The 24,676-nt window shown below is 47.5% G+C and carries 26 protein-coding genes and 1 riboswitch; of the genes, 7 read left to right on the forward strand and 19 right to left on the reverse strand.

The genetic code is table 11. The annotated features are described in order from the left end of the window. Window positions 1-20: 20 nt before the first annotated feature. From E6W40_RS25510 to E6W40_RS25520, 3 genes are all read right to left on the reverse strand, one after another. Window positions 21-1,541 carry a replication initiation and membrane attachment family protein gene (locus tag E6W40_RS25510; RefSeq protein WP_136608438.1) on the reverse strand — a complete coding sequence of 507 codons (1,521 nt, stop codon included), beginning with the start codon at window positions 1,539-1,541 and terminating at the stop codon, window positions 21-23. Between the two features lie 79 nt (window positions 1,542-1,620). Continuing rightward, complete coding sequence (locus E6W40_RS25515) at window positions 1,621-3,261, reverse strand: alpha/beta hydrolase family protein (protein WP_168929051.1); 1,641 nt, start codon at window positions 3,259-3,261, stop codon at window positions 1,621-1,623. 102 nt (window positions 3,262-3,363) lie between these two features. After that, window positions 3,364-3,660, reverse strand: coding sequence for a YuiB family protein (locus tag E6W40_RS25520; RefSeq protein ID WP_136608440.1), 297 nt, complete (start codon window positions 3,658-3,660; stop codon window positions 3,364-3,366). Window positions 3,661-4,020: 360 nt separating this feature from the next. On the opposite strand from E6W40_RS25520, the gene hemQ reads away from it, so the two are divergent. Then, window positions 4,021-4,770, forward strand: coding sequence for a hydrogen peroxide-dependent heme synthase (gene hemQ / locus E6W40_RS25525; RefSeq protein WP_136608441.1), 750 nt, complete (start codon window positions 4,021-4,023; stop codon window positions 4,768-4,770). Window positions 4,771-4,841: 71 nt separating this feature from the next. On the opposite strand, the gene E6W40_RS25530 is transcribed toward hemQ, so the two are convergent. Together E6W40_RS25530 and E6W40_RS25535 are read right to left on the reverse strand one after the other, a co-directional pair. After that, window positions 4,842-5,093 (reverse strand): hypothetical protein, encoded by a 252-nt coding sequence (locus E6W40_RS25530; protein ID WP_136608442.1) that lies wholly within the window; start codon window positions 5,091-5,093, stop codon window positions 4,842-4,844. 1 nt (window position 5,094) lies between these two features. Further along, a complete protein-coding gene (locus tag E6W40_RS25535) occupies window positions 5,095-6,288 on the reverse strand; it encodes an NAD(P)/FAD-dependent oxidoreductase (protein WP_136608443.1) in 1,194 nt (397 codons plus the stop codon). 471 nt (window positions 6,289-6,759) lie between these two features. On the opposite strand from E6W40_RS25535, the gene E6W40_RS25540 reads away from it, so the two are divergent. Then, window positions 6,760-7,761, forward strand: coding sequence for an NAD(P)/FAD-dependent oxidoreductase (locus tag E6W40_RS25540; RefSeq protein WP_136608444.1), 1,002 nt, complete (start codon window positions 6,760-6,762; stop codon window positions 7,759-7,761). Between the two features lie 207 nt (window positions 7,762-7,968). Here E6W40_RS25540 and sda read toward each other — a convergent pair whose 3' ends face one another. Both sda and E6W40_RS25550 read right to left on the reverse strand, forming a co-directional pair. After that, complete coding sequence (gene sda / locus E6W40_RS25545; RefSeq protein WP_136608445.1) at window positions 7,969-8,112, reverse strand: sporulation histidine kinase inhibitor Sda; 144 nt, start codon at window positions 8,110-8,112, stop codon at window positions 7,969-7,971. A 288-nt stretch (window positions 8,113-8,400) separates the two neighbouring features. After that, complete coding sequence (locus E6W40_RS25550; protein WP_136608446.1) at window positions 8,401-9,063, reverse strand: YheC/YheD family protein; 663 nt, start codon at window positions 9,061-9,063, stop codon at window positions 8,401-8,403. Window positions 9,064-9,275: 212 nt separating this feature from the next. On the opposite strand from E6W40_RS25550, the gene E6W40_RS25555 reads away from it, so the two are divergent. Then, complete coding sequence (locus E6W40_RS25555; RefSeq protein ID WP_136608447.1) at window positions 9,276-9,488, forward strand: hypothetical protein; 213 nt, start codon at window positions 9,276-9,278, stop codon at window positions 9,486-9,488. 86 nt (window positions 9,489-9,574) lie between these two features. Here the strand turns inward: E6W40_RS25555 and E6W40_RS25560 are convergent, their stop codons facing one another. Continuing rightward, window positions 9,575-9,934, reverse strand: coding sequence for a HesB/IscA family protein (locus tag E6W40_RS25560; protein WP_136608448.1), 360 nt, complete (start codon window positions 9,932-9,934; stop codon window positions 9,575-9,577). Between the two features lie 424 nt (window positions 9,935-10,358). Here E6W40_RS25560 and mqnE point away from each other — a divergent pair, with 424 nt between their 5' ends. Both mqnE and E6W40_RS25570 read left to right on the forward strand, forming a co-directional pair. Further along, complete coding sequence (gene mqnE, locus E6W40_RS25565) at window positions 10,359-11,465, forward strand: aminofutalosine synthase MqnE (RefSeq protein ID WP_136608449.1); 1,107 nt, start codon at window positions 10,359-10,361, stop codon at window positions 11,463-11,465. A 113-nt stretch (window positions 11,466-11,578) separates the two neighbouring features. After that, window positions 11,579-12,640: an NAD(P)/FAD-dependent oxidoreductase gene (locus E6W40_RS25570; protein ID WP_136608450.1), complete on the forward strand. Its 1,062-nt coding sequence runs from the start codon at window positions 11,579-11,581 to the stop codon at window positions 12,638-12,640. Here E6W40_RS25570 and E6W40_RS25575 read toward each other — a convergent pair. Then, window positions 12,637-12,891 carry a YuzB family protein gene (locus E6W40_RS25575; RefSeq protein ID WP_281281509.1) on the reverse strand — a complete coding sequence of 85 codons (255 nt, stop codon included), beginning with the start codon at window positions 12,889-12,891 and terminating at the stop codon, window positions 12,637-12,639. The genes E6W40_RS25570 and E6W40_RS25575 overlap by 4 nt on opposite strands. Window positions 12,892-13,057: 166 nt before the next feature. Between E6W40_RS25575 and E6W40_RS25580 the strand changes: the two genes are divergently transcribed. Then, on the forward strand, window positions 13,058-13,303 hold the full coding sequence (locus E6W40_RS25580; RefSeq protein WP_094599257.1) for a NifU family protein: 246 nt from the start codon (window positions 13,058-13,060) through the stop codon (window positions 13,301-13,303). Between the two features lie 73 nt (window positions 13,304-13,376). Here E6W40_RS25580 and E6W40_RS25585 read toward each other — a convergent pair whose 3' ends face one another. From E6W40_RS25585 to E6W40_RS25615, 7 genes are all read right to left on the reverse strand, one after another. Further along, window positions 13,377-14,162 (reverse strand): SDR family oxidoreductase, encoded by a 786-nt coding sequence (locus tag E6W40_RS25585; RefSeq protein WP_136608452.1) that lies wholly within the window; start codon window positions 14,160-14,162, stop codon window positions 13,377-13,379. Between the two features lie 235 nt (window positions 14,163-14,397). Beyond that, window positions 14,398-15,240, reverse strand: coding sequence for a MetQ/NlpA family ABC transporter substrate-binding protein (locus E6W40_RS25590; RefSeq protein WP_136608453.1), 843 nt, complete (start codon window positions 15,238-15,240; stop codon window positions 14,398-14,400). A 144-nt stretch (window positions 15,241-15,384) separates the two neighbouring features. Next, window positions 15,385-16,053 (reverse strand): methionine ABC transporter permease, encoded by a 669-nt coding sequence (locus E6W40_RS25595; protein WP_136608454.1) that lies wholly within the window; start codon window positions 16,051-16,053, stop codon window positions 15,385-15,387. Continuing rightward, window positions 16,053-17,063, reverse strand: a complete 1,011-nt coding sequence (locus E6W40_RS25600) for a methionine ABC transporter ATP-binding protein (protein ID WP_136608455.1) — start codon at window positions 17,061-17,063, stop codon at window positions 16,053-16,055. Before E6W40_RS25600 ends, E6W40_RS25595 begins: the two co-directional genes overlap by 1 nt. A 145-nt stretch (window positions 17,064-17,208) precedes the next feature. Further along, window positions 17,209-17,346, reverse strand: a riboswitch (SAM riboswitch). 89 nt (window positions 17,347-17,435) lie between these two features. Further along, a complete protein-coding gene (locus E6W40_RS25605) occupies window positions 17,436-18,155 on the reverse strand; it encodes a Cthe_2314 family HEPN domain-containing protein (protein ID WP_136608456.1) in 720 nt (239 codons plus the stop codon). A 296-nt stretch (window positions 18,156-18,451) separates the two neighbouring features. Beyond that, the gene (locus tag E6W40_RS25610; protein WP_136608457.1) at window positions 18,452-19,387 is read right to left on the reverse strand and encodes a COX15/CtaA family protein; all 936 of its coding nucleotides are present in this window, start codon (window positions 19,385-19,387) and stop codon (window positions 18,452-18,454) included. A 198-nt stretch (window positions 19,388-19,585) separates the two neighbouring features. Continuing rightward, complete coding sequence (locus tag E6W40_RS25615) at window positions 19,586-19,933, reverse strand: thioredoxin family protein (RefSeq protein ID WP_136608458.1); 348 nt, start codon at window positions 19,931-19,933, stop codon at window positions 19,586-19,588. Window positions 19,934-20,063: 130 nt separating this feature from the next. Here E6W40_RS25615 and E6W40_RS29625 point away from each other — a divergent pair, with 130 nt between their 5' ends. Beyond that, on the forward strand, window positions 20,064-21,470 hold the full coding sequence (locus tag E6W40_RS29625) for a DUF2515 family protein (RefSeq protein WP_168929052.1): 1,407 nt from the start codon (window positions 20,064-20,066) through the stop codon (window positions 21,468-21,470). 30 nt (window positions 21,471-21,500) lie between these two features. Here E6W40_RS29625 and E6W40_RS25625 read toward each other — a convergent pair whose 3' ends face one another. Genes E6W40_RS25625 through E6W40_RS25635 form a run of 3 tightly spaced genes read right to left on the reverse strand, consistent with a single transcriptional unit; the run spans window position 21,501 to window position 24,475 of the window. Further along, window positions 21,501-23,141, reverse strand: a complete 1,641-nt coding sequence (locus E6W40_RS25625; RefSeq protein ID WP_136608459.1) for a putative polysaccharide biosynthesis protein — start codon at window positions 23,139-23,141, stop codon at window positions 21,501-21,503. Window positions 23,142-23,192: 51 nt separating this feature from the next. Then, window positions 23,193-23,678, reverse strand: coding sequence for a DUF456 domain-containing protein (locus E6W40_RS25630; RefSeq protein WP_136608460.1), 486 nt, complete (start codon window positions 23,676-23,678; stop codon window positions 23,193-23,195). Between the two features lie 56 nt (window positions 23,679-23,734). Continuing rightward, on the reverse strand, window positions 23,735-24,475 hold the full coding sequence (locus tag E6W40_RS25635) for a Cof-type HAD-IIB family hydrolase (protein WP_136608461.1): 741 nt from the start codon (window positions 24,473-24,475) through the stop codon (window positions 23,735-23,737). Window positions 24,476-24,676 lie beyond the last annotated feature (201 nt).

The following is a 24,676-nucleotide window of genomic DNA, read 5'->3' on the forward strand; positions in this document are numbered from 1 at the left end:
AGCATCATGCCTTTATTGCATTAAACACCCTTTTTCTTGCTCGCTTGCATTTCAGCCGCCATCCGCAGCATTTCCTCGAATTCTTCCTCACTGACCGCGTCCATTGATCGATTTTCCTGTGCAATCGGAATTTCAGGTTTCATTCTCACGGGCTTGTTGCCGTATGTACGGGTTCTTCCTCCCCCGGAAGCGGCTGCCTGTTTCCCTTTAACCTTGGATTGATCACGTATATATTGAACGGCTTTCTCGTAACTATTCACCTGCTTCAGCAGCATATTGGAGGCAATGGCCTCCACAAAATTGCGGTTGATGCGCTGCTCGTTGCCGCCTGAAGTCAGAAGTGACATTAAATAATGGATGAGTACATTGATGACTTCGCCCGGCAGCTTGTAGCTGTGGTCGATTTTATCAAAAATATCAAAAAAGTTATCCGGAACGGAGCCTGGAAAAAAAGTTTTCAGCAGCTTCGTATAGGGTTCATTGCGCAGCATCATATTATACTGGTGGACATCGCACTTGGACTGGAACTGAACCGGAACATCCACATAGTATTCCATTTCAACGGCATGCTCCAGCGGTGCAGGGTCCTCCGAGGACGCCTCACTTTGCCGGAAAGAAACCACTTTACCCGCATAGACCTCACGCTGCTCCTGCCGCCGTTTGTCCTGACGGAAATGCAGATTCGCTTTGCGCTGAAGCTCGTCGAGGGCAATACCACCATCTGCGGCAAATACCCCGTCCTCATCCAGCAGCCGGCATAAGTCCTGTACGCTGAGGTCATACTTGTTCACCACATAATTGATGATACCCATCTGCTCGTGATTAAAGCGAAGCTTCTCCACATGCATGCGATTGACTGAGTCCTTCGGAAAACGCAGGATGATGTCGGCATAATTCAGCTCGTCCTCATCTCCTGACACGCGTAGACCGGGCTGCCTTGCGGTGGACACTTCGGAAAGTGCCTGCTCCAGTTCATAATCGATGACATGCGTGTTCAGCTCGAAAATATCATAAAAGGCCAGCGAAATATTCTCTTTGTGGCCGGCCGTTGATTCCGAATATTCCTCCGGTTCAGTGGCCCACAATTCCTCCCGGAGCGCCAATACGGCAAACTTGCCGATCTTATCCCGGAGCAGCAGCGTCAAATGCTGGGTATTGAAAAACTCTGCAGGTGACAAAGGCTGCTGAAGCTCGTATTCATAAATATAATCCTCATGCTCCGGCATATACATGCGGCAGGTTTGTAGCAGGCCCACCGCTTCCAGTAGCGAGGCTTGTTCAATCAGAAATTTCCGGCCTTTCTCGCTGGGCTCCAGACCCAGGGTCAGAAACAGGCGGCGCTGCTGCTCGAGCGGCGAATATCCTAATTTTTCTATAGGAATCTGCTGAAACAGCAGATGATATAAACTGATAGCAAAGGCTCCGACCATGGGCTGGTAAATCGAGCTGAGCATTCTGCTGTCCAGGCTGCTTAAGCAAAAATCGCGATATACGCAATACCTGTGATTTTCAGTAAAATGCAGCAGACTCTTCATATGCATATTTTGGCTCCTCCCATCGTAACGTAGACTTTCTCTATTCTATCATAAAAGGAATCCCCGCTCCGATATATTTCGACGATTATTTTGCCGCCAAATGAATCCAATCGGCCAAATCCTTGATCACGCCCCCGGGAACATTCGCAGCAATCCGGTACTCATCTCCTGTCGAAGGCTGATCATAAAGGGCGTACATGTGATTCAGCCCAGGATAAGATTTATACTTTACATCCGTCCTTGTGTCAAGCGCCTGCTTCCATACCTTCAAGCTCGATAAAGGGACCTGCACATCATTTTCGCCTTGAAGAATCAGAAGGGGAACATGCTGGTTCCGCGCGATCATAGGACCGCTGTAGCGGCGGATATCGTACCACCAGTAAGCGCTTGGCAATGGAAATAAACCGGGTAAATGCTCCTTGGAATATTCATCATCATGAAGCATATCGACAGCATTCTGCCAGGTATCCACCTTTGCCCGCTTGCGCTCCAGTTCGGCCCCTGTTTCATTATTGTCTACAGCCCGTTGCAGGATCCCCTTGTACTGCTGGAGCATCAGATCCTCTAACGAACCGGATGGAGCAGACAGCAGCATCGCCCCGGCGATGGCATCATGGTCCTCCTCCAGAATTTTCGGGACAAGCATGCCACCCTGACTATGCCCAAGCACATATATCCGGCTGGAATCGATCCGCTCATCCTGCTGCAAAAGCTTGATCGCAGACAAACTGTCCTCAATCGTTTCTTCCTGAACCGTAAAATAAGGCGTTAACGAGCGGTTGGGATATTCATATGTCCGCTTGGAATATCGCAGAACAGCAATCCCCTCATTCGCGAGCCCAACTGCGATATCACGGAACATTTTGCCGCCTCCCGATGATTCATCTTCATCGCTCGGACCTGAACCGTGAACCAAAACAACGGCTGGAAATTTTCCAACAGATTGCCCTGGAATGGTCAGCGTACCCGGCAGCGGCAGGCTCTTCGTTCCGACCGTTACTTTTTTCTCTACATATTGTTCAGGCTGGTCGTAAGATGGAGAAGTATAGGTATCGGAAGTGTTCCGAAGCAGAGCAAGATCATCCAATCTGCCGCCTTTGTCAAAACGCAGCTCCATCCGGAAGCTTTGCCCACGCGGCGTTTGGTAGATCAGAATAGCATTTTTATGTACATCATTCTCCTGAAAATCAGCTTTGAGCAGTATCCAAGAGCCATAAGTTTCATCCAGACTGTCTTTGTAATGTTCAAGCGTCTCATCCGGAAATAGATCCGCCAATGAAGAATTCATCATACTGCGTGCCTTGTCATAATCACCTAATTGCAAGAGCCTCATCCAATACATGCCGAGGGCGGTGAAATCCTCTCTGCCCGGCATCCATTGTCCTTCACGAAACTCCATTCGAACTCCCAAGGCGCTATTGAAGGATTGCAGCGGTACGCAGACCATATTTTCCGCATTCATGCCTGCCGGTTGAACGAGAACAAAATCCTTTTCATTTAAATCAGACAAGCTGCTGCCGAGGACAATATCCCATTTCCGGCTGCCTAGCCTCACTTTTAATGCCCTCTCCTCTTTGATCCATTGCACGCTTCCCCCAAGCGCCTCCGCAGCTGCACGCACTGGTATAATCTCCGCATCTCCTGAGGCCCTTGTGCTTTTTTCAGGAACAAACAAGCCCATCATGATGATCACCAGAAATATAAGGATACAAAATCTCCCCTTCAATACTCCTCCTCCTTCCATATCAAGCTTGTCATATTAGATATTACCTTCTATTTATATGAAACAAAACAGCCCTCCTTCCGGAGAGCTGTCCATTGTTCTTTCCTAAAACATTTTAAATCCGCTCTGACGCAGCTTCTGAATGGACAATCCACTGAAAACAGCGCCCACAAGACCTGCTACGCCCGTCAAATAATCTACGACACGGAAAGATTCCAAATGGCTGAGGAATGATACTTCGCCGCGGTCCCACAGCGAATATACCACAAGCGGCAAAATAATAACTACAAATAAATAAGAAGGAAACCATGTCGTCTTCATAAGCATATTTAAGATGAAGCCTATACCGAACATCATCACAAAAAATAAAACCATCAGCACTAACACAGGAATAAACTGCATCTTAACCTGTTCACCTCTTCTTCTCTCTGGCCAGTTCTTTTCCGTATGCGGCGGTAACCGTTCACATTTTCCGAAAATACAGGCAAATATATAAAATGAAATAAAGCTTGTTTCGCCATCATTATCATCTATCCTACTAATATAGGAAATGCTAGGCCTTTTCTTTAGTTCAATTTATGTAGTAAGTTTACTAGAAAATTTGTCACGAAGCAACGAACAATAAATGAATAGATTGTGACTTCATTTGCTCTTTCACTTGCGGTTGGATACAATATATAGAAGGTGTTTGAGATAGAATGTCAAAAGCACATAGCTTTAGATTATTCTATATAGCAACTAAATTTGGGAGTGATCGATAAAATGAACGAAGCAGCATCCACTTTAGAAGGCTGGTACGCTCTTCATGATTTTCGTTCCATCAACTGGACAGCCTGGAAATCTGCAGACGACGAAGAACGCGCAATGGCGCTTGATGAACTGCAGGAGTTTTTGAAAGAATGGTCCGAGGTTGAATCGGCCAATCAAGGCAGTACCGCTGTTTACACCATCGTGGGACAGAAAGCCGACTTTATCATCATGCATCTGCGTGAAACGCTGGAAGAACTTAACGCGGTCGAAACCGCATTCAATAAAACCCTGTTTGCCCGCTTCACAACCAAATCTTACTCCTATGTAAGCGTGGTGGAGCTCAGCAACTATCTGGCGGGCTCGGGCGACGGCGACCCAATGGAAAACCCGCATGTCATTGCGCGTCTGAAACCGATTCTTCCAAAAACAAATTACATCTGCTTCTATCCGATGAACAAAAAGCGTGACCAAAATGATAACTGGTACATGCTCGATATGGAAGAGCGCCGCAACATGATGCGCAGCCACGGGCTGATCGGCCGCTCCTATGCAGGCAAAGTGAAACAAATCATTACCGGCTCCGTTGGCTTCGACGACTGGGAATGGGGCGTTACGTTGTTCGCTGACGATGCGCTTCAGTTCAAGAAGCTTGTATACGAAATGCGTTTTGACGAAGTTAGTGCGCGTTTTGCCGAATTTGGAAGCTTCTTTGTAGGTACGCTGCTAAGCGCGGATTCCTTCGAAGAGATGCTGAAAGTTTAAAAGAAAAAGAGAAAGGAGCTGTCCCAATATACTGGGCAGCTCCTTTTTTAGTCTTATCATGAACAGTCAGGTTATTCCTCTTCCTGCTCTTGGTTCTTCAGGGACTCGAGAAACTCCGCTGTTGCACGGTCGCGGTCGCGGCTCTTCTCCTTCAATCTTTCAATGGCGGGCAGAATCAAAATATCGATTTCCTTCTGCACCGCATAAACCAGATCGTAGCGGCTCTGGTCCTCCAGATACCCTCCAACTTCCATCAACGCATTATAACGGTCCAACTCATCCCTCGTCAAAAGTGAGCGTACCTGAACGCTGCAGTGGCGCATCTTACAGGAATTTCCCCTTTTTCAATACCAGCGGAATACCGCCAATAATGAAGAGATAGCGCATATCAACAAGCTTTTTCATCTGCGCAGCCTTCCAGCCCTTGATATGCTTGTCGCCCACGACGGCAATGCCTTCGCCTTTACCCAGGGAAGCGACTGTGCCTTTATTGCTGTATACAAATTTTCTTGGCTGTTGGTTACGGATAGCAGCCACAATGTTATGTGCACAACATACGCCCTGCTGCATGGCAATTTGGGCGGTCGGAGGATACGGCCGGCCTTCCGGATTAAAGACGAGGGCATTATCGCCAATGATATAGATATGATCATGACCCGGTGCATGCAAATATTCATCCACCTTCACGCGTCCGCGTGCCGTTTCAAAGCCTGCAGCTTCAATCATGTGATTGCCGCGGATTCCTCCGGTCCACACCACTGTAGCAGCTTTGATTTCTTCACCAGTAGCGAGCAGAACACCATCAGGCGTGCATTCTTGGATCGCCACGCCAATTTTGAAGGTAACCCCTTTTCGCTCAAGCACTTCCATTGCATATTCAACAAGCTCGGGCGCAAAACCGGGAAGCGCAGACGGTGCCGCTTCTACATTGTAAATATTAACCAGGTTCGGATCCACATCATATTCTTTGCATAGCTCCGGAATACGTTCCGCAAGCTCTGCCACAAATTCAATACCGCTAAAGCCGGCTCCGCCAACGACAAAGTTCAGGCGTTCCTGCGGATGCCTCTCATTTTTATATAGAGCAAACTGGTATTCAATATGCTTGCGGATCAGACGGACCGAGTTGATGCTGCGGATCGTCATCGCATAGTCAGCCAAGCCTGGGATACCAAAGCTCTCGGATTCGCCTCCAAGGGAGATCACAAGGTAATCATAAGAAAGAGTGCCATCCTCCAGAATGACCTTTTTCTCATGAGGTCGGATTTCCTGAACGGAGGATTTAACCAGGTCAATTTTAAATTCATCAATCAGTTTCGAAATAGGAACACGTGTATTTTCAACGCTATCCGTGCCTGCGGCAGGCATATGCAAATGCGTCGTAATATAATGGTAATCATGACGATTTACTAAAGTGACATCTGCTTCATTATAATTCAATTCCTTTTGAAGTCGCTGTGCTGTCAGAATACCTGCGTATCCCGCGCCAAGGATTACGATCTTGGGAATGTTGCTCATCATCTTGCTCCTTCCAAATCCTTCTTTATATATTTATATATTTTTTGTGATACATTACAAAACTTATTGTGAAAATATACACTTTTAAAATCAGGATACATCCCGATCCTAACAAGATATGAGATCGGATTCGCATCTATTCTGCCAGCTGTGGAAACTTTTATCAGCGGTCAATTATAAATGTTAAATATTCAGGGCTTAAATGTCTGAAATTCGACAAAAAGATGGTAATGCACAATTGAAATGATAGCTACTTTCAGCCAAAAGATCAAGTCCTATTTGGACCTGGTTTCCGCGTCCAAAGCCGGATTTCACGGGCAAATTTTAACTGTTGCAGCCGTTTTTGCAGTCTCTTGTTTTCAAGACTTCCCTGACATGGAGCTTCCAGTTAACTTTTCAGCTGGAGCCCGGATATATTATAATGAAAAAGGTTATCCATTCTGATTATCAAGCTGGAGGTGCTTATATACAATGACATCACACTCAAATGATGTTGAAATATCCGACCTGCTCATCATTGGGGGAGGTCCTACTGGCATGTTTGCTTCCTTTTACTGCGGCATGCGCCAGGCGTCTGCCACGCTGATCGAGAGCATGCCTCAGCTCGGCGGGCAGCTTACCGCTCTATACCCGGAGAAATACATTTATGATGTAGCGGGTTTTCCAAAAGTGACTGCCCAGGAGCTTGTGGACAATCTGTCCAAGCAGATGGAGCTATTCCATACTAATGTGCGCCTGGAAGAAAAGGTGACTTCTCTGACGAAGCAGGATGAGCGTCATTTCATCGTGACTACAGACAAGGGAGAATACCATTCCAGAGCAATTATTATTACAGCCGGTGTCGGCGCGTTTCAGCCCCGCCGCCTCGAAGTTGAAGGCGCAGAGAAATTCGAGAAATCGAACCTGCACTATTTTGTTAACGATTTGAACAAGTTTAAAGGCAGAAAGGTACTGATTACCGGCGGCGGCGACTCAGCCGTAGACTGGGCCCTCATGCTGGAGCCAATCGCCGAACAGGTAACCCTGGTTCACCGCCGCGATAAGTTCCGCGCCCATGAGCACAGTGTCGAAAACCTGATGAATTCCAAGGTTAACGTCGTTACACCAACGGAAATTACAGATCTGCATGGTGAGAATACGATTACGAAAGTAACGCTCTCCCATGTAAAGACCAAAGAAACACAGGACATTGAAGTCGATGATGTGATCGTCAACTTCGGCTTCGTTTCTTCCCTTGGTCCAATTGCCGAGTGGGGCATCGAGATCGAATCGAATTCCATTCTCGTGGATTCCAGAATGGAAACCAATATTCCGGGTATTTTTGCCGCAGGCGATATTACCACCTATCCAGGCAAGCTTAAGCTGATTGCCGTAGGCTTCGGCGAAGCGCCAACCGCTGTGAACAATGCAAAGGTGTACATTGATCCGGAAGCAAAGCTGTCACCAGGACACAGCAGTAACATGAAGTTATAATGTATCCATAGATTGAACCACAAAAAAGGGTATCCTTGTTCAGGCTGCTGAAGCTTCGCAGTCTACAAAGGGTACCCTCATTTTTTTAATGTCGGTTCTATGTATCTCGATAATAGATTCTACACCTCCATGACGCCTTCAGATGGGAAACCTAATCGCAACCTTCATAAGGAAATGATAACGATGGATGTGTAGCGGATTATTTTCTTAGTGAACGACGCTCGGCTGGACAGCTTCAAGATTCCGTTTATGAATCTCAGCCAAAAGCAGGGTTATGAAATCCCGGTCCAGCATTAATTCAACCGCTGCATGATAAGAATCCAGAAGCATTTCATCCGTCAAGATAGCCATTCCTTTCACATCCTTCCCTTTTTTTCCTCAAAACTATCATATCAAACATTCCCAAGCGGAACAAGCGTTCGCAATATCCACAGGCAGTTGTGGAAATCCTGTGTATAATTTGTTAGCAAGTGTCGTAATAGCTATTAAAATGCAGTGGATGTTGGGGATAACAGTTATACACAGGAACGATTCAGCATTGGATAAACAAAAATATTTTTTCCTAACTCTTGTAAAAGTTAATGAATCTACCATTTATTACCCGGGTTATGGTTAACTAAACACCTTGATTTTTTAATTTTACTGGGGTCTAGTGTTGACTTCAAAAATCCATATTTTCCCACTGTAATCCAATCCGTAATCAAATCCGAGCTCGCCTATTCCAGGAAAGTGGTTCTCAAGAATCGAGGTGCATTTGCGCGTGATATGACGCATTTCAGTTCGCTTGGCTGCCGAAGAGATATGAGGAAGCGATCGGCGAAGTCCTTCCCTGCAGCTAAGCAGATTTCCTCCTTTGCTAAGATTCGTTACGAAGAGGCCGCTTTTGGCAAGTCTGCCAACCATCGCTCTGAATTCCCACTGCGCTCCGTTCTTCACATATTTCACGCGGTAATCAATCGGACGGCCTTGAATCCGTGCCAGATGAATTCCCTGTTGAATCAGATATTTCCGTTTAACTTTAACCCGCAAAAGTGCGTTATACATATCCTGAAAGGATGCATAATGATTTATTTTAAAAGAATGGGTGATACTGTAACTTGATCCGTAACGGGTCACTTTAATTACACCATATCCGCCGCCCCCAACAATCGGTTTGACGACCACAAATGCATAGGTTTCAAGCATCTCCTGAAGATTTGCTTTACTCAGTCCTCTTGTATGCGGTATATAAGGGGCCACTTCGGGATCTGTCAGCAGTGCTTCCGTTTTCAGCCACTTGCTTGCCAGCTGTCTTCCCCCCACTGCTACCGCCTCCTTTCTTACTCATATGCTTTTAACATACTCGCAAGGTGAAGTTATCTCCTGTATGTTTGTACATAACCGGCGAATCGGCTGCGAAAAACGGGTAAATGCGGAGTAAAATGGACAGAATGTTGACATAATAGTTCTATTGGCGTCTATGACTTTATCAGATATAATGGGATTTGAATGTTACAAAGGGAGGAAACTTGACCGTGGCTGAATTTTTTAGAATATTGTATTGGATCGCTATTGTTGGCATGTCTATATCGCTGGCTGCCGTAACGATTGGAATTTTCGCCATTGGATTTAAATTTATTAAAGATAAACGCAAGGGATTGGGTACCGGCTGCATCGTGTTTTCCCTGCTTGCAGCAGCTATGATCGTCTTTATGGTCAACCATACCTTTATTGTTCCGGCTTCCTAATGGCATATGGACAAAGCAAAAGGCTCACATCCGGCTTCATGCGAAGCGGTGTGAGCCTTTTTAGTATGGCTAGTGTTCCGGAGTGATCAGCACTCTTCGGGCGCCGGCTTACCAGCCTGAGCTGCTGTACGGAAAGAAGCTCCGCAGCCGCATGTTGCCGTAGCATTCGGATTACTCATCGTAAATCCACCACTCATGCCAGCATCCTCAAAATCAATCTCAAGTCCGTTGATGAGGGGTAAGCTTTGCTTATCCACAACGACCTTAAGATCGTTTACATCCATATATACGTCGTTCTCCGATTCTTCATCGTCAAAACCCATGGCGTAGGAAAAACCGCTGCAGCCACCCTCCTGTACACCCAGACGAAGGAACATGTTCGGAATCTCCTGCTCAGTGAGCATTTCTTTAAGCTTATCGGAAGCGGAATCGCTAATGTTAATCATAGGTCACCCTCCTTATGTTACTATCATCAGTATACTCCACAAATCTTATCCTCTCAAGTAACTGCTGCCCGTCATACTCATAGGTGCAGACCTTTTTTTTCCTGTCTACCGTATTGCGGAGCCAGAATGTGCGGTTTATAATAGGGTGGGTGATAAGGGAAAGGCATTTGTCGGAATTTTGTCACCTGCTTGACGATGGTCTGTCATAATTTTTTGTAACTTTTTTCACAAAAGTGTTGAATTTTCTAAGCAACAGGCATGCAGACCTGCCGCTATATTTAACCGGCCTTTGCTCCTTCGGAGCGCATTAACAAGCCGTTATTCTAGACTTGATTGAATGAAGCCGGACACCTTCCGACGAGCGGATTTTTTTTGTGTTTTTTTACTTAAACCGCATCCCATCAAAAGTACAGGAGGAATGGATATGTCCATGATCGTAACATCTAATACCAACAAGAGAATGGAAGAAATCGCTGAAAAAGTTCGCCACGGGGAGCGTCTAAACCTCGAAGACGGTGTATTTCTTTATGAAACGGATGATTTGCTGACTCTAGGGCAGCTGGCTAATGAAGTCAATCTGCGCAAAAACGGCAAAAAGGTCTATTTCATTGAAAATATGAGTCTGTACTTCACCAATGTTTGCGAAGCAAGATGCGCATTCTGCAACTTTAGAAAAGACCTTGGTGATGATGGTTCCTACACCCTGACCGGCCAGGAAATGGTTGAATACGTTGAGCAGCACATCCATCCGGGTGTACGCGAATTCCATATTGTCGGCGGGCATAATAATCATATGCCATTCCAATATTATGTAGATTCGCTGCAGGCGCTGACGGACCGCTTTCCTGATGTTACACTGAAGGCATATACGGCAGCGGAAATCGAATTCTACACCCGGATCAGCGGGCTAAGCACCGAGGAAGTGCTTAAAGAACTGCAAAAGGCAGGTCTGAAGTCGCTGACTGGTGGTGGTGCGGAGATTTTGTCCGACCAATACCGCCAGAAAATGAAGGTGGACAAAGCGAACGTGGAGCAGTATCTCGACGTTCACAGAACAGCTCACAAGCTTGGCATGAAGACTCATACAACCATGCTGTATGGCTCCATTGAATCGCATGAGGACCGTATCCGCCATATGATGCAGATCCGTGATCTTCAGGATGAAACAAACGGATTCCTGGTATTCATTCCGCTCTCCATGCAGCCTAGAAATAAGAATGCGGGCATTATGCGCCGCAACTCCGCATACGAGGATTTGAAAACCATTGCCATCAGCCGTCTGATGCTTGATAATTTCGATCACATCAAAGCGTACTTTATCAACATTGGTGCCCAGCTGACCCAGGTCTCCCTCTCCTTCGGTGCTTCCGATGTTCATGGCACGATTCTTAAGGAACGCATCAGTCACGCGGCTGGAGCCCTTACACCAGAAGGTTTGACACGTGATGAGCTGATCTGGCTTGTCAAAGGCGCAGGACGAATTCCGGTTGAACGGGATACATTCTACAATGAAATCAAAGTATATGAGTAAGCACTCGGATTAAGCATCACACCCAGAATTCGGCAGAAGGTACTCATTTCCAACTGAGAATTTTTCACACGCGATCATTAAAAGCTGATGTAAAGAAAGGAAAGACGGACCCAATGAGAAAATTTGTCATTCTAGGTGGAGGCTATGGCGGTCTTGCTATGATTCAAGGTCTGATCAGCAGCCACCTGCCGCCTGATATTGAACTGGTGCTGGTGGACCGGATGCCATTTCAGGGCATAAAAACGGAATATTACGCACTTGCAGCGGGGACGGCTTCAGACTTTGATCTGCGGATCCAGTTTCCAGTCCATAACCAGCTGACTAAACGTTATGGCGAAGTGACTTCCATTGATCTGGAAAAGAACCTGATCCATATGGAGCAGGACGAACCCATCGAATATGATTATCTCGTTATTGCACTGGGTTGTACGGACCGCTATCACGGCATTCCGGGCGCAGAGCAGTACACAAACAGCATTCAGACCTTTTCCAGCACCAGAGAGACGTATCATCGCCTGAATGATATCAAGCCTTATGGGCAGGTTCATATTATCGGCGGCGGTCTAAGCGGTGTTGAAACGGCAGCTGAGCTTCGCGAGAGCCGTCCCGACCTGAATATCACCATTCTGGACCGGGGCAGTCGTGTGTTGTCCGCTTTTCCGTCAACCGTATCTGCATATGTCGAACAGTGGTTCCGTGATCATGATGTCAACACCAGACCCCATATCTCCGTTTCCCGTGTCGAGGAAGGTATCGTATATAACGCGGATGAACCAATTTATACGGACACAACCGTTTGGACTGGCGGAATTCAGCCTGTGAAGGTTGTTCAGGATCTACCGGTACCCAAAGATCCTGGAGGCCGGATTCTTGTGAACTCGTATTCGCAAATTCCGGATCATCCTGAAGTATACGTAGTTGGTGACTGTGCAAGCATCCCATTCGCTCCAAGCGCACAGGCTGCTGGAGCCCAGGCCGAGCAGGTGGCAGAAATTCTGCATGCTCTCTGGCGCGGCGATACACCAAAACTTCATAAGATCCGCCTGAAAGGCACACTCGGCTCACTCGGCAGCAAAGCCGGTTTCGGACTGATGGGGAAAACCTCCGTAAAAGGAAGAGTACCCCGTCTCTTGAAGAGCGGAGTACTCTGGTTATCCAGACGCCATTTCGGCTAATCCAGCTCGAGGCTGTCCCAAGCCTCGAGTTCTTTTATTTTTGCCATAATGGCCTGATACAGCTCGTCCGCACTATCGGCATCAATAATTTCACCGTTTACCATTGCAAATGGCATCATGGCGCATTGACCGCAGTTGCTTAAACAGCCGTATTCTATAACATCATAATCCGGATTCTCTTCCAGATTGTCCATGACTTCATCGGTACCAAAATGCATGTTGTTCGTGCAAAATTCGATGATGGGTCTCACTTGGTAATCACCTGCTTCATATGAATTCATAAAATGAAGGACTAACCTTAGTTTAGCGGTGGTTGAAGATAATATCAATGTCTACGGTGCCTCTGAGAAGATATAGCCATTTTATTTTATCTCCATTTGTAATATAATAATCATTATAGGAAAGGAGTTGAAACTAATGAGCGAAAACGCACAAAGCACCATGTATGATGATGTAGCAGAAGTGCTGGATAAGCTTCGTCCGTTCCTTCAGCGCGATGGCGGTGACGTGGAACTGGTTGACGTTGAAGACGGCATCGTGAAATTGAAATTGATGGGTGCCTGCGGCAGTTGCCCAAGCTCCACTATTACACTCAAAGCCGGGATTGAACGCGCCCTCGTTGAAGAGGTTGAAGGCATCAACGATGTTATCCAAGTATTCTAATCCCATTCAATAACCTGCAATACACAAGAGACCTGCACTTCCTTAAGAAGCGCAGGTCTTTTTTTGGTGCTTCCTAAGATTTGGGGTTCGCCGGTTCGATCCATGGACGGATGGGATCCAGACCGCCCGAGATATCCATAATATTACCCGTAATAAAATCTGATTCATGCAGACATAAATATCGTATCACCCTGGCGATATCTTCCCCGCTCCCAGGCCTCCCCCGTGGCGTCTCCCGATCCACTAGGTCAGAAACTTCGGCAATCGATTTTTCCTTGTTGTCCCCGCGGATATCGCCGGGGCAGACCATGTTAACGGTGATACCGAATGGAGCCTCCTCCACCGCCAATGTTTTTGTAAAAGACACAAGCCCTGTTTTGGCAGCAGCATAGACTGCTCTATGCGGCCAGGCTCTGGCTTCTGCTGCATGGCCGTATCCGAAATGTATGATTCGCCCCCATTTTTTATGACGCATGGCAGGCAGCACCAGATGATCCAGCAGCATCGTACCTACCAGATTCCCCTGAATCAGCGACAAAATTTCCTCCTTCGTGTATTCGGAGAATAATCTCCGTTCACGAATAAAGGGGCCCGCATTATTCACTACGATATCCGCACTTCCGAGCCGGGATTCCACCTGGCGTACCAGTTCTTCAATCTGGGCCGCATCGGAGATATCAGCCTGAACAGCGATGCAGCGAACTCCAAGCTCCTCGATCCTTTGCTTGAGCTCTTCCGCCTCCTCCTGACTGTGAACATAATTGAGTGCGATGTCGCAGCCCTGCTCCGCCAGCGTAAGCGCGGTCATATTCCCGAGACCCTTCGCGCTTCCCGTTATGAGAGCTATTTTGTCCTTCAACATGATTCCTCCTCTCCAACCGGATGCCTTATTCTCCGTTAATTCCCCAATCCATTTATATGCCAAAATCATTCATTCATATGTAGTCCCACATTTTCTAGTATAAAAGATTTGTCTGAGCCTCACAACTTGCATCCCCTCAGGTTCAAGGTATAGCCTGCTTTCATGCAAAAAAGATCCACGGGCAATAACGCCCGCGGATCTTTTTATAATCATAAGTGATAATGCATGTTGCTTAAAACGCCGGAATAACAGCGCCTTTGTATTGGTCTTCAATGAATTTCTTCACATCGTCAGAGGTCAGGGCAGCAGCCAGCTTTTTAATGGCATCCGAATCCTTGTTATCCGGACGGGCAACCAGAATGTTGGCATAAGGGTTATCTTTGCCTTCCATGAACAATGCATCCTTGAGCGGGTCAATGCCAGCATCAAGAGCATAATTCGTGTTGATTACAGCCAGATCGAATTCGGACAATTGGCGCGGCAGCATCGCAGCATCGGATTCTTTGATTTTAATGTTTTTCGGATTTTCGATGATGTCACTTACTGTAGCTTGGATCATGTTGTCTTCTTTCAGTTTGATCAGACCGTTTTGAGCAAGCAGGCTCAGCGCACGTCCGCCATTTGTTTTGTCGTTCGGAATACCGACAACAGCGCCATTGGGAAGCTCATCAACCGATTTATGCTTTTTGGAGTAAGCTCCCAGCGGTTCCACGTGAACGGCTACTACAGGCACCAGATCCATTTTACGGGTGCTGTTCTCATCATCCAGGTAAGGTTTATGCTGGAAGAAGTTCGCATCGAGCTGTTTTTGGAACGTCTGTACATTCGGCTGTACGTAATCGGAAAACTCTTTAATTTCGAGCTTCACGCCTTCTTTTTCCAGTGCGGGCTGGATATGCTTCAGAATTTCCGCATGTGGTACAGCCGTTGCTCCTACAGTCAATGTTACGGTTTTAGCTTCCGTACCTTTGTCTCCTCCTCCGGCAGCAGGCTTTTCGTCAGCGTTTTTATTACCGCATGCAGCCAGTGCCACCACCAGAACCAAGCTAAGCAAAGCAAACAATCCTTTTTTCATTGTAAATCCCCCTTAAGTTTATCGTTTTAATATGATTTATTCACGGAAAGCTTCGCGCATGTGTTTTTCTTGTGTGAAAAACCATGCATGCGGAAGATTTCCTATAACATCCGAATATCGGATGACACTACCTTCGGTTTGTTACTATTTGCGTGTAAAATGTTTGACGAGCCGGTCGCCGGCCATCTGCAACAGCTGCACGAGAATGATCATAAACAACACGGAGATGATCATCACTTCATTCTGGTAACGGTAGTAACCATAGCGGATGGCCAAATCGCCAAGCCCGCCTCCGCCAACCATGCCTGACATCGCAGTGTACGAGACCAGCGTAACAATAGTAATCGTAATCCCGGCGAACAGGCCGGGTCTTGCTTCCGGCAGCAGCACCTTCATGATGACCTGCCAGGTGGAAGCTCCCATCGACTGTGCCGCCTCCAGCACGCCCCGATCCACCTCGCGCAGCGAGGTTTCCACCAGTCTCGCAAAAAACGGGGCAGCCCCGATGACGAGCGGCGGAATCGTTCCGAGCACCCCGTAGGATACGCCGACGATCGATACCGTGATCGGTATAAGCGCCACGATCAAAATAATAAACGGCACGGACCGAAGAATATTCACGATTATAGACAGGACGGTGTACACGGTGCGCACCCAACCGCTGCTTGAGCGCGAGCTCTGATACAGCACCACGCCCAGCGGCAGGCCCAGAAGGAAGGTAAAGATGGCCGAAGAGACGAGTATTTTGAGCGTATCCAGACTGGCAACGCCAATCTCATTCCAGTCCAATGTTGAAAAATCCAGTCCCCACATCAGTCAAGCACCTCCACATCCAGGCCTTCCGCAGTAACCCTCTGGATTGTCTTCTCGATTTGTCCCGGGTCCCCTTCCAGACGGACAATCAACTGGCCATATGGAATATCTTTAATTTTCGAGATGGTTCCCTGCAAAATAGCGAAGTCCACTCCTGTCTCCCTTGCTGTTCTGGACAGAATCGAGTCATATGTTTTCTGCCCCAGAAAGGTAAGCTTACAGAGGCGGGATGAACCGTCATGCGGAGCATCCAGCGCAAGCTGCGCTGACTCCCCTGCCTGTCCCAGGATAAACTCCCGGGTAACCGGATGCTTCGGCTTCAGGAAAACGTCCGTTACGGCTCCCTGCTCCACGATGCCTCCTTGATGAATGACAGCCACCCGGTCGCATATGCTCTGGATGACATGCATTTCATGTGTAATGAGGACAATGGTCAAGTGGAATTTTTGATTAATATCCACCAGCAATCTCAGAATCGAATCTGTGGTTTGCGGATCCAGCGCAGAGGTCGCTTCGTCGCACAGCAGCACCTGTGGATCACTGGCCAGCGCGCGGGCAATACCAACTCTCTGCTTTTGTCCGCCGGACAGCTGCGCCGGATATTTATCCTTGTGGTCTTCCAGCCCGACTAGCTGCAGCAGATCATCCACCTTTGCTGCAAGCTTTTCCTTGTCCATATGAGCCAGCCGAAGCGGAAAGGCAATATTTTCGTACACAGTCGCTGAGCTCAGCAGGTTAAAATGCTGGAAGATCATTCCGATTCCTCTGCGCTTGCTTTGCAGCTGCTGCTTGCTGAGCTTCGTCAAATCCACTCCATCCACCCAAACCTCACCAGAAGTCGGCCGTTCAAGCAAATTCATACAACGGATCAGTGTGCTTTTACCGGCACCGGAATGACCGATGACACCGAAAATTTCCCCTTTTCGAACGGACAGATCAAGGCTGGATAAAGCTTCAGTCGTTTTCGCGCCTTTGCCGTATTTCTTGGTTACCTGTTTCAACTCTATCAATCCGAAGCTCTCCTTCCCTGTACCTTTTGAACAAGTCCCTGTACAGCATCTATCGCTTTCAACCGTCCCAAGACGGTAACAGACAAAAATAAAAAGCCCTCTTGACGGAATCAAAAAGGGCTCTTCGTATACGAAGTCGCTTCCTTTCTCATCTGCCAATCCGCAGGATCCACCTGCAGTTGTAGGAATTAGCACCATGTCATTTCAGAATTGGCTGTTTGCCGCATCTCAAATCGGTTGCCGGGCTTCATCGGGCCTGTCCCTCCGCCTCTCTCGATAAGAAAAAACGTATGCAATTAAAAGTTACATTTTCATGATTTTCAGTATAATAACTTTTTCTTTCTTTGTCAAAAGGAAAATTGTTGAACGTCACTATACCTGCATGCCCTTTTTGGCCCAGAGCTCATTTGCATACTTATAAGCGGCAATCAGAGATTTGCATATCATATCAAGTCCTTGTTTCAGATCATCCAGATGCTTATCCAAATCTTCCAGCTCAACCTTATCATGCAAACCCTGATGCCGCTGCCACAAGTCATCCTGCATTTCTGCGTTCATATAGTGGATCTCCGCGTTGCGCCGCTTGCGCAGCACATTCAGGGAGCTCCGGTAGTCATTTTTGATTCCGATCAGCGCTTCGGCCAGCTTTTGATGATTTTTGAGATAATCAAACTGTCTCAGCACCGTAAAATAAGAATAATGCGCTTTTACTTTTGACGTATGCAGATCAAACATATCATTCAGAACAGTACCAAGCTTATCCAGAATAGAAAAGATGCGGATAAAACCATTTTTATAAAAATAGACGTATCTGGCGTACTCACTTTGTTCTTGAATGTTCATGTCATCAACGAATCCTGCTTTAACCGACTTGCGGAAAAAGCAAGCTGCGTAATAGCTTTGTTCAAGTTCATCCAGTGAAGAGACCAAGCCGCGCGTCCAAATCTCCAGCTTGCGGAAATCATGACTGGGATCATCGTTTTTCTCCATCTCCCTCTGCAGCAGCTGGATCGTTTGGGACATCCTTTCAATCGCTTCTTCAAGCAGCCCGTTATTTTGACGGGGCATTTCCCCAAGCATTGTTCGCAGCATAGACATTCTCTCCCTGCATCAAATTTGCGCAAATAAATATTTCATTGTAAATATTAGATGACTTTGTAGGCCGGGCATATCTTTAATTCGTCATATTACAATATAAACAAGTCAGGTTCTGGATTAAACTTCTCTAAAACAATTTCCATAACGTAATAGAACTCATAAGGACTTTTGGCCGTTAGATTCGTAACAGCAGCTCCGCTGCAATGTTAAGCTGCAAACAAAGTCCCCGAATACGCTTCGTGGACTTTGTCGATGATGCTTATTCAGTTAAAACTGCATGCTGGAGGCTTTTAATGGTTAACAGACTCTCTTCCAAGCTGCCATACGCGTACGCTCAAGTAGCATAATACTCCGAACAACGAAGAAATCAGCAAATTATGAAGCAGAGCCGCGAAGATATACAATTCAGGCTTGCTCAGCGTAAAGACAATTCCAGCGCCGCTGAATACCTGCAGCAGGCATAAAACCACCGCTGAAGTTCCGAGGCCCCAGAGCTCACGGCTGCCTTGATGCAGTTTGTAAGCAAAGTACGCCAGCACAATGATCGCGATAAACAGAAGCAGTGCGGCTAGCCTGTGTACGAAAGCGATAGCTACGCTGCCCGTCAGTTCCGGTATCAACTTGCCGTTGCATAGCGGCCAGCCCGAACAGCCTCCCGCCGAGCTCGTGTGACTTACATAAGCCCCGACATACACCACAATATACGAATAAATTGTGACTACCCAGACATAGTTCCGGAAAGCCAAACTGACCGGAGAACGCTCCTCCCTGAAGGTTGCGTGTTTATCCTTATCCATTTTCCGGGCTCCAAGCGCCAGCATCAGAGAGCTGGCAAAAGCAATCAAGGAGAAACCGAAGTGCAGCGCAAGCACCGCAGAGGATTGGTCATACACAACAGCCATAGCCCCCATTAATGCCTGTACAAGTACAAAGATGAGCGTCAGAACGGAGTACGTTCGCAAATCCTTGCGGTTCTTAGCGAAGAGCCAGAAGGCCACGACAACGGCTACAGAAGTTAGCCCTGCCAGACCACTGACCAAACGGTGGGAATATTCAATTAACGAAGCAATGGTATGCGCGGGAACAAATTGTCCCCGGCATAAAGGCCACTCATGGCCGCAGCCTAGACCCGAGTCCGTTTTGGTTACGACAGTTCCGCCAAAAGTCGCAAAAAACATAACAAAAAAGGTTAGGTAGCTGAGCCATTTCAATTGTTTGGTATTCAAAATTCTCTCACCTGCAGCTCAAATTAAAAACGCTCCAACTATACTGAAGCGCTCCGTATATTTACCAATCTCATTTATTATACCTGATAATTCATCATGGAATATACCCACTTTGTGACAAAATACAAAGAAAACGCATTCTTTTTGCATAATAAGACAATGACACCGCTCTTGCCGAGACAAGAGCGGTGCATCTTATTAATATTTATGAATCGTTCTGTACACATCCAATGCCTGCTGCAGGAAGCCTTCAATTTCCTCCCGTGATTTGCGCAGCTTGTTGACAAAGCGCACAAGCTCACGTCCGTCGGAGAAAGCCACAAAGCTCGGAATGCCAAGGATGTTCAGTTCCTGACTGACATCTTCAACTTTGTCCACATCCACTTCCACGAGCGTCATGTCGTTGGCGAATTTCGTTTCGACATCCGGCATGAAGGGATCCATGAATTTACAATCTCCGCACCAATCGGCTTTGAAAATAGCTACGGTTAATCGTGGAGATTGAATCGCAACCTGAAATTCAGCTTTAGAAGTAATCTTTTGCATCTATGATCAGTCCTCTCTGAACATTTCTTGTCCAATTCTTACTTTAGTGAATCAAAATATAGAGTGGAAGTCAAATTTTTGAGCCATACTGTTACTAAGATCATTTCACACCGGAAAGGAAGATCCGTCCATGGCGGAGAAGGCGGAAGGACATTCTACATTCCAGGGGGTTATCCGGCTCGCAAAGACGCTGCCCCAGACAGCTGCAGAAGCGTTCAAAGGAAAATATGCCTGCTGGAAAGCATCGCAGCTTCTGATCAAAGAACGCAGACCGTTCGGCTGGAAGGAAACGGCTGCCCATAGCATTCGCGACCAGCTCGACAAATTGCTTAGTGACCGGAACCGTATACGTGATAGCGCATTCGGCAAAGAAGAGGCTGCGGCTCCGCTCTCGCCAGAGGACCGGGATATCGTGAAGAGCATCCGTGAGTCTGTTCTCGATGCCAATCGCAGCAATATTACACGAACCGAAGCGTACTATGACTGCTACCGGGAATTTCCCGAGCTGCATTGGTCATTCCTGGCCCATATGGTGTCCCGTAATGCGGGCTGGAACATGACTGACCTCAAGGGCGGTTTGCTGTCAGATGTGGTCACAGACCAGCTTCGCGAGGATATGTATCAGATGCTAGAGCGCAGCAACGCCCTGATTTTTCTGGATGCCTACCCGCAGCTGCTTCTCTATATACACAGCCGGAGGCTTGGGAGAAGCCTGTTTCATCTTCTGCCCGAGTTTCGCGTCTCCTCTTTTATGCGCCCGTTCTGGGAGCGTTTCTGGATCGAACGCGACAGCGCTCTGCTGGCCGTCGGTCTTATTATTAACGAGCAGAACTATATCGAGGGCAGAGTCATTCAGAACAGCTATTTTCAAAAAAACATTCTGCACAGCTCTGTATTTACACTTCACAGCAGGTTTCAAATGAATCAGATTATTTTTCCGATGCTCGTACACCTTCCAGATCCAACTGCCGACGGAGTTGTTCAGAATGTTGCTGTTCCCCCATATGAAGAGGCCGAAGAAAGCCCTGAAAAAGATGATGCCGGACCCAACAGCTGTCGCGGCATGGTCGGCCTGATTCTGGAGCGTTTCTCAAATCTGGAGGAACGGATTGCCTTCGGAAAGGCTTTATATGCCATGCTCTTCGGTTACAAGGAGGTGCTGACTGGGGTTCAGGCTTTTGCTGCAGCGACCGCGCATCGGGGCTCCCGCCAGGAATATTGGCCCAAGCTGTTCACCAGCGAAAAAAAAGCAGCTCTGAACTCTCCACAGGAGAGCACAGAGCTGCTCAAATCGGAATGGCTTCCGAAGGGAAGACGGTTTTACAGCCCGCCACTAAACGAAGTCTGGCATGACATGGCTTACGAGCCCATTACCAGTTATGACTGGTTTAAGACTAAAACGGCCATTGATCAGGTGACCCGGCCAAAAAGGCCCATTTTCATTGAGATGACGCATGCCCACCGTTTTGCCGTTCAAAAAACCGCCCTGACCCATGATGTGGAAAGAGCGGTAACATGTTCTGATGATGCACCCTGATGGGAATCGGCAACATCAGAACATCATTTTTTATTGGCCCTGCGAATCCCCGGTCTTGAAGCGGGATGGCTGTAGGCGCATCAGTGGCCGCAGCAGCTTTTGCAGCTTGCGGGGATAGCTCACCAACTCATGCTGACGCAGCACGCCGAGCATAATCATGAGTACAAGATAGAGAATGACGACTGCCCCACCGACAATGATGCAGGTAATGAAGAAAGCGAGACGATCTGGCATGATATGCGTCATCTGAATGCCTGCCTCGTTCAGTCCATAACCTGCGGCGGCAGTCAGGATCACCGTCAGCAAGAAGCCTGTCCAGCGTTTGCCAAGAATCGAAAAAGGCACGATGACCTTCAGCATTCGCAGATTGAGCAGGGTAATGACCAAGAAACAGAGTCCGGTAGCGGCAATAATGCCATAGATGCCAAACCATGGGGCAAGCAAGTAGCTTCCCGCCAGCTTGACCACAATACCAACCATGACATTCACCATGGAGATCTTCGCCTTGTTTACTCCCAAGAGAATGGAGTTTGTTGTCATCATCGTGATCTGGAAGATCGTTCCGAATGTGAGCAGCATGATAAGCCAGCTCCCATCCAGACTGCTGAATAGAAGTCCATTAATCGAATATGCCGCTGTGCACAGCGCGATTACGATTGGCATCCCGGTCAGTACGGAGATGCGGAGCGCCAGCGTCATCTGCTGCTGCAAATGCTCCTGATCCTTACGCGCAAATGCTGCCGATATAACCGGTATCAACGAGGTACTGAGCGCAATGGCCAGTATCGGCGGAATACCGGCAATACTTTGAGCCCGTTGTCCGAGAATCCCGAGAAGCTCCGTTGCCTTCGCCGCTCCGATCTGACCGATCAAAAGCGGATTAACGATAGACGAGTCGATAAAGTTAACCGCAGGAACGGTTAAAGATGAAAGTACAATCGGAATGGACAGCGTGAAGATGTCCTTATAAATTCTCATCAGCGGCAGCTGGTTCACAGTACCTTCACGAAGCATCTCCGCCTTATCCTGCTTACGGATTTTTACCGTATAGTACAGCATAATCGCAAATGCCCCGATGCTTCCGAGCACGCCCCCAAAGGATGCGCCCGCTGCGACCCAGCTTCCGCTATAACCTGATTTCAGCAGTATATATGCCAAAATAATAGCTGTGCCTACACGCGCAAACTGCTCGACAATTTGCGAAATACCGCCGGCTGCCATATTGTTTCTTCCCTGAAAATAGCCACGCATCATGGCGATTGCAGGAAAAAGGAGCAATGCAGGTGCCAAGGCACGGATCGCTAACGACGCTTCAGGTACTTTGGATACGTATGTTGCATAATACGGCGCCAATACGTACAGCAGAACGGTAATAATAACACCGGCAAATACGGCAAACAGCAGCGCCGCATGATATACCTGACGCGCCTCGCCCGGCCTCTTCAATGCATAACGTTCCGATACCATTTTACTGAGCGTGCTCGGAATGCCGGCAGTGGCTACCGTAAGCAGCATCAGATACACGTTGTTCGCAATGGAGAATGAAGCCTTTCCGACATCATCAAACAAGTGATCCAGGGGCACTCTTTGTACCAGCCCCAATACCCTCGCCACCAATGCCGCAGCAGCCAGAATAAGTGTACCTTTGATAAACGATTCTTTTTTAGCCAAACCCTATTCCCTTCTTTCCCCCAGCGAGCACAACCCATGGAGCATATGACTTTAAAAAACAGCGATCCAAATAAAGAACACAACAATCATTACAATTTGCAAAATAATTTTCATCACCATGCTGCTGAACAGTCCCACCAATGTACCAAAGCCGACTTTTACGGATTTTGACACGGTGGAACCGACAATCAGTTCACCAACAAAGGCCCCTAGAAACGGACCGATAATAAGGCCGAAAGCCGGAATCACAAAAGGCCCGATAATAACGCCGATGGTGCTTAATATAACGGATAGCCGGGAGCCTCCAAACTTCTTCGTTCCCCAGGCACTAACCGCATAATCCGCCACAAACAGTACAATGATAATGAGCGCCTGAATGATCCAGAACCACACATTGAAATGCCCAAATGTAAAGAACCAGCCATAGACGAAAAAGGCAACAAATATCGCCACCGCACCCGGCAGCACGGGAAATATGGCTCCGGCCAGTCCAACGGCAAACAGGGCAATGATCAGAATCCATCCGAGTATAGCCATAGCTTCGATCCCTTCCTGATATAAATAGAGACTGATGATACGTTCTCCAGCTCATGCTACATAAAAATAAATTTTTCAATGACTTTCGCAATACCATCTTCATCATTGCTTGTCGTAACGAAATCTGCAGAATCTCGGACAACCTGCTGTGCATTCCCCATGGCAACGCCCAGCCCTGCTGCCTGAATCGCTGCCAGATCGTTCATGCTGTCCCCAACCGCAATCACTTCGCTCATATCCAGTCCAAGCAAGCCGCATACCTCGCGAATTCCGGCAGCCTTGTTTATCCCTTGCGGGTTCACTTCGAGATTATGAGGCGAGGAATTCGTAATTTCAAGTCCGCCCATATCCTGTAATTTCATCAGAATGCGATGGCGTGCATCATCATCTTCCGTATGAAACCCGAATTTGAGCCATTCCTTTCCCTCAATATCATCTACCCACTCATCCTTGTTATACACCCGCTCTACGGAATACGCCCAGTACCAGCAGTCTTCCGCCACAGCAATATCATGCATGGTAGAAATAAGTTTCGTATCCATCAAAGAACGCAGATACAGATCATGCGGAGCTCTCCACACCTCACTGCCATTCACGGTGATCATCGGCGTCAACAGCCCCAATTCTTCACCGTATGGCAGTGCACTCTCAAAGCTTCTTCCGGTCGAGAGACATACATGGACTCCCTTTTCTTTGGCTTTCTGTATCCACTCCGAGGTAACTGGCGAAATGATATGATCACTCGTCAGCAGGGTGCCATCCATATCCAGTGCTAGCAGTTTATATTGGTTATTCATGTTGTACCCCCCTGTACGTTCTCTTTTTCACGTTTCATGCACACATACGGACATTTTACCATAAAGCCGGGGATAGCCACAAAAGGGTTTTTCAATCGATGACCATCCATCCGTTTCGGGCAGAAACAGGACCTGCTATCCCTGCGCATAGAAAAGATCAGGAGCAGGTTCGTGTCTCCCCGAAGCCTGCCCCTGATTTCA

It is taken from the genome of Paenibacillus dokdonensis, from assembly GCF_004916975.1.
GTDB lineage: Bacteria > Bacillota > Bacilli > Paenibacillales > Paenibacillaceae > Paenibacillus_AQ > Paenibacillus_AQ dokdonensis.

Coding starts and splice junctions, on each gene's coding strand:
- E6W40_RS25595 (WP_136608454.1), bottom strand. CDS start 16,053: ATGTGGGGACTGGATTTTTCAACATTGGACTGGAATGAGATTGGCGTT.
- E6W40_RS25605 (WP_136608456.1), bottom strand. CDS start 18,155: ATGCTGCGAACAATGCTTGGGGAAATGCCCCGTCAAAATAACGGGCTG.
- E6W40_RS25580 (WP_094599257.1), top strand. CDS start 13,058: ATGAGCGAAAACGCACAAAGCACCATGTATGATGATGTAGCAGAAGTG.
- E6W40_RS25590 (WP_136608453.1), bottom strand. CDS start 15,240: ATGAAAAAAGGATTGTTTGCTTTGCTTAGCTTGGTTCTGGTGGTGGCA.
- E6W40_RS25530 (WP_136608442.1), bottom strand. CDS start 5,093: ATGCGCCACTGCAGCGTTCAGGTACGCTCACTTTTGACGAGGGATGAG.
- E6W40_RS29625 (WP_168929052.1), top strand. CDS start 20,064: ATGGCGGAGAAGGCGGAAGGACATTCTACATTCCAGGGGGTTATCCGG.
- E6W40_RS25540 (WP_136608444.1), top strand. CDS start 6,760: ATGACATCACACTCAAATGATGTTGAAATATCCGACCTGCTCATCATT.
- mqnE (WP_136608449.1), top strand. CDS start 10,359: ATGTCCATGATCGTAACATCTAATACCAACAAGAGAATGGAAGAAATC.
- E6W40_RS25615 (WP_136608458.1), bottom strand. CDS start 19,933: ATGCAAAAGATTACTTCTAAAGCTGAATTTCAGGTTGCGATTCAATCT.
- E6W40_RS25560 (WP_136608448.1), bottom strand. CDS start 9,934: ATGATTAACATTAGCGATTCCGCTTCCGATAAGCTTAAAGAAATGCTC.
- E6W40_RS25520 (WP_136608440.1), bottom strand. CDS start 3,660: ATGCAGTTTATTCCTGTGTTAGTGCTGATGGTTTTATTTTTTGTGATG.
- hemQ (WP_136608441.1), top strand. CDS start 4,021: ATGAACGAAGCAGCATCCACTTTAGAAGGCTGGTACGCTCTTCATGAT.
- E6W40_RS25570 (WP_136608450.1), top strand. CDS start 11,579: ATGAGAAAATTTGTCATTCTAGGTGGAGGCTATGGCGGTCTTGCTATG.
- E6W40_RS25635 (WP_136608461.1), bottom strand. CDS start 24,475: ATGAATAACCAATATAAACTGCTAGCACTGGATATGGATGGCACCCTG.
- sda (WP_136608445.1), bottom strand. CDS start 8,112: ATGGCTATCTTGACGGATGAAATGCTTCTGGATTCTTATCATGCAGCG.
- E6W40_RS25510 (WP_136608438.1), bottom strand. CDS start 1,541: ATGCATATGAAGAGTCTGCTGCATTTTACTGAAAATCACAGGTATTGC.
- E6W40_RS25535 (WP_136608443.1), bottom strand. CDS start 6,288: ATGAGCAACATTCCCAAGATCGTAATCCTTGGCGCGGGATACGCAGGT.
- E6W40_RS25630 (WP_136608460.1), bottom strand. CDS start 23,678: ATGGCTATACTCGGATGGATTCTGATCATTGCCCTGTTTGCCGTTGGA.